Here is a 5,957-nt window from a genome sequence, read left to right on the forward strand (position 1 = left end):
CACCGCGGCGGCGCGCGGCGGCGCCCCGGCGTGCGGTGGCGGCGGCGTGGGCGGCTCGCAGCTGCGCGGCGCGACGGGTCGCGTCAGCGCCCACCCTGTCCTGGGTCCCGTGCGGTCGGTCCACGTCGGTGGCCCCCTTGTCCGTTCCTGCGACGCGGGTCCCGGTGCCCGGGGTGAGCAACCCGACCCGCTTGTCCACCGGGCCGCAGTCCGACCGGACTCCCCCGGCCACGTCCACGCGCCGCCGGCGGTCCGACCCCGCGGGGCCGGTCACGGCGAGCACCCGCAACGCGTCGGAGAACCGGTCGTCGGTCCGCGACTCCAGCAACTGCTGCCGGTGCCGCAGCTTGTGCGGCACCAGGTAGGCGATCCACAGGCCCACCACCACGAGGGCGGCAGGTCCGGCGAATTCGTACACTCCACGACGGTAGGGGTGGTCCGACCGGTGCTCCCGGACCCCCGACGGCGTGTCGAGCGGCGGACCGGAGGAAAATCACATGGTTGTGATTCCGGTCGCCGCCGCCAGACTGCCACACGAGGCCGCGCACCGGAAGACCCCGTGCCCCCGACCGGCCCGCTGACCAGCACGGGGACCCTCCGGCCCCGACGGTTCAGACCCCGCTCGTCACGCCCCCGGCGCCCGGCTCGCGTGCCACCGGGCGAGAAGGCCGCCCGGGACCTCCTCGGTGGTCAGCGCGAACGTCCGGTGGTCGCACCACCGGCCCTGGATGTGCAGGTACCGCTCGCGCACGCCCTCGTCGCGGAACCCGAGCTTGTCGACCACCCGCAGCGACGGCCCGTTCTCCGGTCGGATGTTGATCTCGACCCGGTGCAGCCCCAGCCCGGTGAAGCAGTGGTCGGTCGCGAGGGCGACGGCCGTGGGCGTGATCCCCCGACCCGCGACGTGGCGGGAGACCCAGTACCCGATCGACGCCGAGTACAACGACCCGAAGGTGATGCCCGAGACGGTCAGCTGCCCCACGAGCTCACCGGCGAGGTCCACCGCGAACGGCAGCGACGTCCCCGACCGGGCCTGCCGGTCGAGCGTGCGCACGAACTGCCCGAACGTCGGCCGACGACCCGTCACCGGCTCCGGCGAGGTCGCGTCCCACGGCTCCAGCCAGGACGCGTTGGTCGCGCGCAGCCGCATCCACGCCGCCTCGTCGGAGCGGCGCAGCGGGCGCAGCACGAGGTCGCCGTCGGAGAGCGCGACCGGCCAGCCGCGCGGCATCACCCCTCCAGGACCAGGCAGTGCACGACCTGCCCGGCCACGACGTCGGCGTCCTGCTCGCCCACGACGGCGAGCGCGTTGGCGTGCGCGAGGCCCGCGATCGAGGACGACCCCGGGTCGCCCACGGGCGTCACCCGGTAGCCCTCGGTCGGCGAGCCGACCACCGCGGCGGGCACGAACTGCCGGACCCCCGCGGGCGACGGCCAGCCGACCTCCGCGCGCGCCGCCACCGAGGGGCGGAACAGGTCGGTGTGCCCCGCCATCGCCCGCAGCGCCGGGCGGACGAACACCTCGAACGCGACCTGCGCGGACACCGGGTGCCCCGGCAGCGCGAACACCGGCACCGCGTCGGACCCGTCCCCCAGCGTGCCGAACCCGTGCCGGAAGCCCGGGGCCATCGCCACCTGGTCGAACCGCACGGTGCCCAGCGGCGCCAGGACGTCCGCGAGCGTGTCGTGCTGCGACTCCGACAGCCCGCCGGTGGTCACGACCACGTCCGCGCGGACCAGCTGGTCCTCCAGCATCTCCCCCAGCACCGCACGGTCGTCGGTCACCGCCCGCGCACGGACCGGGGTCGCCCCGGCGTCCCGCACCGCGGCCTCCAGCGCGTGCCCGGCCGACTCGTACACCCCGCCGTCCCGGCGCGGTGTGCCCGGCTCGGCGAGCTCGGACCCGATCGGCAGGATCACGACCCGGGGCGCCGGGTGCACGCGCAGCCGTCCCCGCCCGGTCGCCGCCGCCACCGCGAGCTGCCGGGCGCCGAGCCGCGTTCCCGCCGCCAGCACCACCGAGCCGGCCGGCGCGTCGGCACCCGCGGGGCGGACGTTCTCCCAGGGCGAGGGCACCCGGTGCAGCGTCACCCGGACCGCGCCGCGGTCGGTCTCCTCGGCGGGCAGCACCGCGTCCGCCCCGGCGGGCAGCGGGCCGCCGGAGGCGATCCGCACGGCCTGCCCCGGCGCCAGCCGCAGCGCCGCCGGGTCGCCGGCCTGGACGTCGTGCGCGACCGGCAGCACCAGCGCGGTGCCCGGCGCCGCGCCCCGCAGGTCCCCGGTCGCGACGGCGTAGCCGTCCCGGGAGGCCACGGGCAGCATGGGGACGTCCGCGGGGGCGAGCACGTCCTCCGCGAGGATGCAGCCCGGCGCGTCCGACAGCACGACGTCCAGCGGGGCGACGGGGCCGACCGCGGCCAGCACCGCGGCCAGCTGGTCCTGGACGGATCTCATGGCGGCATTCTGCCCGTCCCGGCCCGCCCACGGCGTGCGCGACGGGCCGGGAAGACCGCCCCGGGCATCCGCCACCGGTGTGATCCGGACCGGTGGTCCTACCTTCGGCGTGCCGGATTTGGGAGACTGGTCCCCATGAGCGCCGCTGCCCAGCCGTATCCGCACGTGTCCGACGGCAGCGCCACCACCGAGGTGAAGGACGAGTTCCGGGCCCTCCTGCGCGAGGCGCGGCGCGCCCGCTCCCCCCGCCGCCGCGCGGAGGCAGCCGCCGCGCTCGTGGACGTCGTCGAGACGGTGCCCGCGCTGGCCGACGCCACTACCGTCGCCGCGTACAGCGCCCGGCCCACCGAGCCCGACACCGGCCCGCTGCTCGACGCCCTCGCGGCGCGCGGCGTCGAGGTGCTGCTCCCCGTGCTCGGGGCGGGCCTGCAGCGCGAGTGGGCGCGGTACGCCGGACGGCACGACCTGCAGCAGCGCGCCCCCGGCCGCCCGCCGGAGCCGTCGACCCCGTCCCTGGGCGCCGAGGGGCTGGCCGAGGCCGACGTCATCGTCGCCCCCGCCCTCGCGGTCGACACGACGGGCACCCGGCTCGGCCAGGGTGGCGGCTGGTACGACCGCGCCCTCGCGCACGCCCGGCCCGGTACCCCCGTCATCGCGCTCGTCTTCGCCGAGGAGCTCTACGACGCCGCGCACCTGCCCCTGCCGCGCGAGGCCCACGACCGGCCCGTGGACATGGTCGCCACCCCCGACCGCTGGCTGCGCCTCGGCCGCTGACCCCGGGCTCGCGGCGGCCGCGCGCGGCCGCCCGTGGGGGAATACCGCGGGTGCGCGTATCCTTGGCACTCGGCAGCGGAGAGTGCCAGGGGACGCGGAGCACGCGGCACCGGCCCTCCACCCCTCCACCGTCACGTCATCGCGGGAGACAGCAGTGCCCACCTACGCCTACACCTGCACCGAGTGCGGCCACGCGTTCGACATCCACCAGTCGTTCAGCGACGCGGCCCTCACCGAGTGCCCCGCCTGCGGCGGGAAGCTGCGCAAGGTCTTCTCGTCCGTCGGCGTCGTGTTCAAGGGCTCGGGCTTCTACCGGAACGACTCCCGGTCCACGACGTCGTCGTCGACGGGTGCGTCGTCCAGCAGCTCGACGTCCTCGAGCAGCACGTCCACGACGAGCACGTCCTCGACGAGCACCTCCTCGTCCAGCGGCGCGACGTCGTCCACCGGCTCGTCGTCCCCGTCGACGTCGAGCACCTCCTCGAGCAGCGCGGCGAAGCCCGCCGCCGGCTGACCCGACCTCCGCACGCACGGCGCCGCACCCCGCCCGGGAGCGGCGCCGTTCGTCGTCCCCAGGCCGGGGGTGCCGTGCACGGTCCACAGGCGGGGCCCGTGACGCCGACGCGGGGAGGGTCCCGCGCCCTACCGTCGGGCCATGCCCCCGCACCCGCTCCCCGACGCCGCCCGGCGACGCCTGCGCCGCCTGGCCTGGCGCGCCCGCCGGCCGCTCGCCGCGGTGTGCGCCGGGATCGCCGTGCTGCTCGCCGTCCAGCAGCTCCGGCCCCCGGGCCCGCCGACCGTCGTCGTCCTCGTCGCCGCACGCGACCTCCCCGCCGGGACGACGCTGACCGAGCGCGACGTCGAGGAGCGCACCGTGGCCGTCGCTCTGGTGCCGCCCGCGCTCGTCGCCCGGGGGCACGACGAGGCGACCGGCAGCACCGGCGGCGGTGGTGCGACCGACCGCGCGTCGGCGGAGGCCGGGACGACGAGCGCGCCGGACGGCGACGCCCCGGCCGCGCACCTGCCGGGGGCCGTGCCGCTGCTCGGACGCAGGGCGGCGGTCGACGTCCCCGCCGGGCTCCCGCTCGTCCCGGGTCTGCTCGTCGCGACGGACGCAGACCCGCCCGCCGGGACCGTGGTCGTCCCCGTGCGGTTCGCGGACCCGGGCGTCGCTGCCGTGCTGCGCCCCGGCGTCCGGGTCGACGTGGTGGCCGCACCGCTCACCGACGGGGCCGAGCCGGAGCGCGTGGCCCAGGGAGCGACCGTCCTCGCCCGCCCCGCGGCGACGCCACCGGAGGGGTCGGGCGACGACACGGCAGCCCTCGCGCGCTCGGGCGACGAGGACGTCCCGGTGCTGCTCGCGGTCACGCCCGACGAGTCCGTGCACCTGGGCGGGTCGGCCGGCTCCCGCGTGCTCGGAGCGGTCATCGTGGGATGATGCGGACGAATCGCCGCCACGACCACCGGGGGGACCGACGATGAGCGAGACGCTGAACAAGGGCCTGCGCACCGCCTCCGAGCAGGCGCGCGGACTCGGCAAGGTGTTCCAGGGGTTCAAGGACTTCATCTCCCGCGGGAACGCCATCGAGCTCGCCGTCGGTGTCGCGATCGGTGCCGCGTTCACCCTCGTCGTGGGCGCGATCACCGAGGGGCTGATCAACCCGCTGATCGCGATGATCTTCAGCCAGCCCAACTTCGGGTGGGTCGTCGGTCCGATCAACGGCGCGATGTTCAACTTCGGCGTGATCATCAACGCGATCATCCAGTTCGTGATCACGGCGGCCGCGATCTACTTCGTGATCGTGCTGCCGCTCAACAAGCTCGCCGAGCGCCGCAAGCGCGGCGTCGAGGCCGAGCCCGCCCGGCCCTCCGAGGACATCCTCCTGCTGCAGGAGATCCGCGACCTGCTCGCCGCCCAGAGCAGCCCCGCGCTGCGCCAGGACGTCGGCGACGGCCACGCGACCGGCCGCCACGAGGCCCCCGGCGCTCCGGACGCCCCGCCCGCGCCCTGACCCCACCGCGCCACGACCGCACCGGCCCGGCGGTGGGAGGATGGGGGCGTGAGCACGCACGCCCCCGAGCCCGAGCCGCGCGCGACCCCGCGCCGTCCGGTCGACGACAGCCCCCTGATCCCGAGCCGGTCCGCGGACGACTCGGACACCGGCTGGGGCGACGAGCGCGGCGACAGCAACGACGACCGGCTCCGCCGCGACGTCCCGCCGCACTGGTGACCCGGTCACGCCCCGCGGGTCGTGCGACCCTGGCGCAGCGCGGCCGCTGACGAAGCCGTCCCGTCGGGCGTCAGGTACCGCGCCCGGGCACCGCGAGCCGTGTCCTGAGCAGCAGGTCCCGGGGGGCCCGGCGTTCGTCAGCCGCGCGGCGCGCGGCTGACCGCCGCACCGACGACCGCGTCCACCCGGGCGCCGCGCCGCTTGACCCCGAGCTCGGCGCGCAGGGCGGCGGCGAGCTCGTCGGGGGTCCGCTCGCTGCCGTCCGAGACGAGCCAGGCGACGAGGTCGTCGAGCTGGTCGTCGGAGTAGGCGCTCACCGGCAGGCCGGGGCGGACGTCCGGGCGCGGTCCGCCGGGCACGGCGAGCGTCGGCTGCACGGCGCGCACCGCACCCGTCATGGGCGCGGCCGCCTCCATCACGCCGGGGATCTCCGCCGCGGTGGCGGGCAGCGCACCGGTGGCGGGTCGCGGCTCGTCGGCCGGGCGGGCGGGCGCGCTC

General features: G+C 77.1%; 8 protein-coding genes and 2 pseudogenes. 5 read left to right on the top strand and 5 right to left on the bottom strand.

Annotated features, from left to right (window positions below; genetic code table 11):
* The 3 genes and pseudogenes from EBM89_RS19055 to EBM89_RS19065 all read right to left on the bottom strand — a co-directional run.
* Positions 1-418 (bottom strand): annotated as a pseudogene (locus EBM89_RS19055) (hypothetical protein); the annotation flags it as partial.
* A 207-nt stretch (positions 419-625) separates the two neighbouring features.
* Positions 626-1,231 carry a GNAT family N-acetyltransferase gene (locus tag EBM89_RS19060; RefSeq protein WP_122151187.1) on the bottom strand — a complete coding sequence of 202 codons (606 nt, stop codon included), beginning with the start codon at positions 1,229-1,231 and terminating at the stop codon, positions 626-628.
* The gene (locus tag EBM89_RS19065; protein ID WP_122151188.1) at positions 1,231-2,454 is read right to left on the bottom strand and encodes a molybdopterin molybdotransferase MoeA; all 1,224 of its coding nucleotides are present in this window, start codon (positions 2,452-2,454) and stop codon (positions 1,231-1,233) included. The genes EBM89_RS19060 and EBM89_RS19065 overlap by 1 nt, the downstream gene beginning before the upstream one ends.
* A 135-nt stretch (positions 2,455-2,589) precedes the next feature.
* Here EBM89_RS19065 and EBM89_RS19070 point away from each other — a divergent pair, with 135 nt between their 5' ends.
* Both EBM89_RS19070 and EBM89_RS22575 read left to right on the top strand, forming a co-directional pair.
* Entirely contained in the window at positions 2,590-3,228 is a 639-nt protein-coding gene (locus tag EBM89_RS19070; RefSeq protein WP_122151189.1) for a 5-formyltetrahydrofolate cyclo-ligase, read from the top strand.
* A gap of 154 nt (positions 3,229-3,382) precedes the next feature.
* Positions 3,383-3,523: pseudogene (locus EBM89_RS22575) on the top strand (FmdB family zinc ribbon protein); the annotation flags it as partial.
* A 14-nt stretch (positions 3,524-3,537) separates the two neighbouring features.
* Here the strand turns inward: EBM89_RS22575 and EBM89_RS22580 are convergent.
* The gene (locus tag EBM89_RS22580) at positions 3,538-3,756 is read right to left on the bottom strand and encodes a hypothetical protein (RefSeq protein WP_369408673.1); all 219 of its coding nucleotides are present in this window, start codon (positions 3,754-3,756) and stop codon (positions 3,538-3,540) included.
* A 127-nt stretch (positions 3,757-3,883) separates the two neighbouring features.
* Here EBM89_RS22580 and EBM89_RS19080 point away from each other — a divergent pair, with 127 nt between their 5' ends.
* The 3 genes from EBM89_RS19080 to EBM89_RS21910 are packed head-to-tail and all read left to right on the top strand — an operon-like array spanning position 3,884 to position 5,459.
* On the top strand, positions 3,884-4,666 hold the full coding sequence (locus EBM89_RS19080; protein ID WP_122151191.1) for an SAF domain-containing protein: 783 nt from the start codon (positions 3,884-3,886) through the stop codon (positions 4,664-4,666).
* A gap of 40 nt (positions 4,667-4,706) precedes the next feature.
* Entirely contained in the window at positions 4,707-5,240 is a 534-nt protein-coding gene (gene mscL / locus EBM89_RS19085; protein WP_122151192.1) for a large conductance mechanosensitive channel protein MscL, read from the top strand.
* Positions 5,241-5,288: 48 nt separating this feature from the next.
* The gene (locus EBM89_RS21910; RefSeq protein ID WP_199732199.1) at positions 5,289-5,459 is read left to right on the top strand and encodes a hypothetical protein; all 171 of its coding nucleotides are present in this window, start codon (positions 5,289-5,291) and stop codon (positions 5,457-5,459) included.
* A gap of 137 nt (positions 5,460-5,596) precedes the next feature.
* On the opposite strand, the gene EBM89_RS21915 is transcribed toward EBM89_RS21910, so the two are convergent.
* A partial coding sequence (locus tag EBM89_RS21915) for a hypothetical protein (RefSeq protein WP_199732200.1) occupies positions 5,597-5,957 on the bottom strand: 361 nt, incomplete at its 5' end.

It is taken from the genome of Cellulomonas triticagri, assembly GCF_003696205.1.
Taxonomy (GTDB): Bacteria; Actinomycetota; Actinomycetes; order Actinomycetales; family Cellulomonadaceae; genus Cellulomonas; species Cellulomonas triticagri.

Coding starts and splice junctions, on each gene's coding strand:
- EBM89_RS19060 (WP_122151187.1), bottom strand. CDS start 1,231: ATGCCGCGCGGCTGGCCGGTCGCGCTCTCCGACGGCGACCTCGTGCTG.
- EBM89_RS19065 (WP_122151188.1), bottom strand. CDS start 2,454: ATGAGATCCGTCCAGGACCAGCTGGCCGCGGTGCTGGCCGCGGTCGGC.
- EBM89_RS19070 (WP_122151189.1), top strand. CDS start 2,590: ATGAGCGCCGCTGCCCAGCCGTATCCGCACGTGTCCGACGGCAGCGCC.
- EBM89_RS19080 (WP_122151191.1), top strand. CDS start 3,884: ATGCCCCCGCACCCGCTCCCCGACGCCGCCCGGCGACGCCTGCGCCGC.
- mscL (WP_122151192.1), top strand. CDS start 4,707: ATGAGCGAGACGCTGAACAAGGGCCTGCGCACCGCCTCCGAGCAGGCG.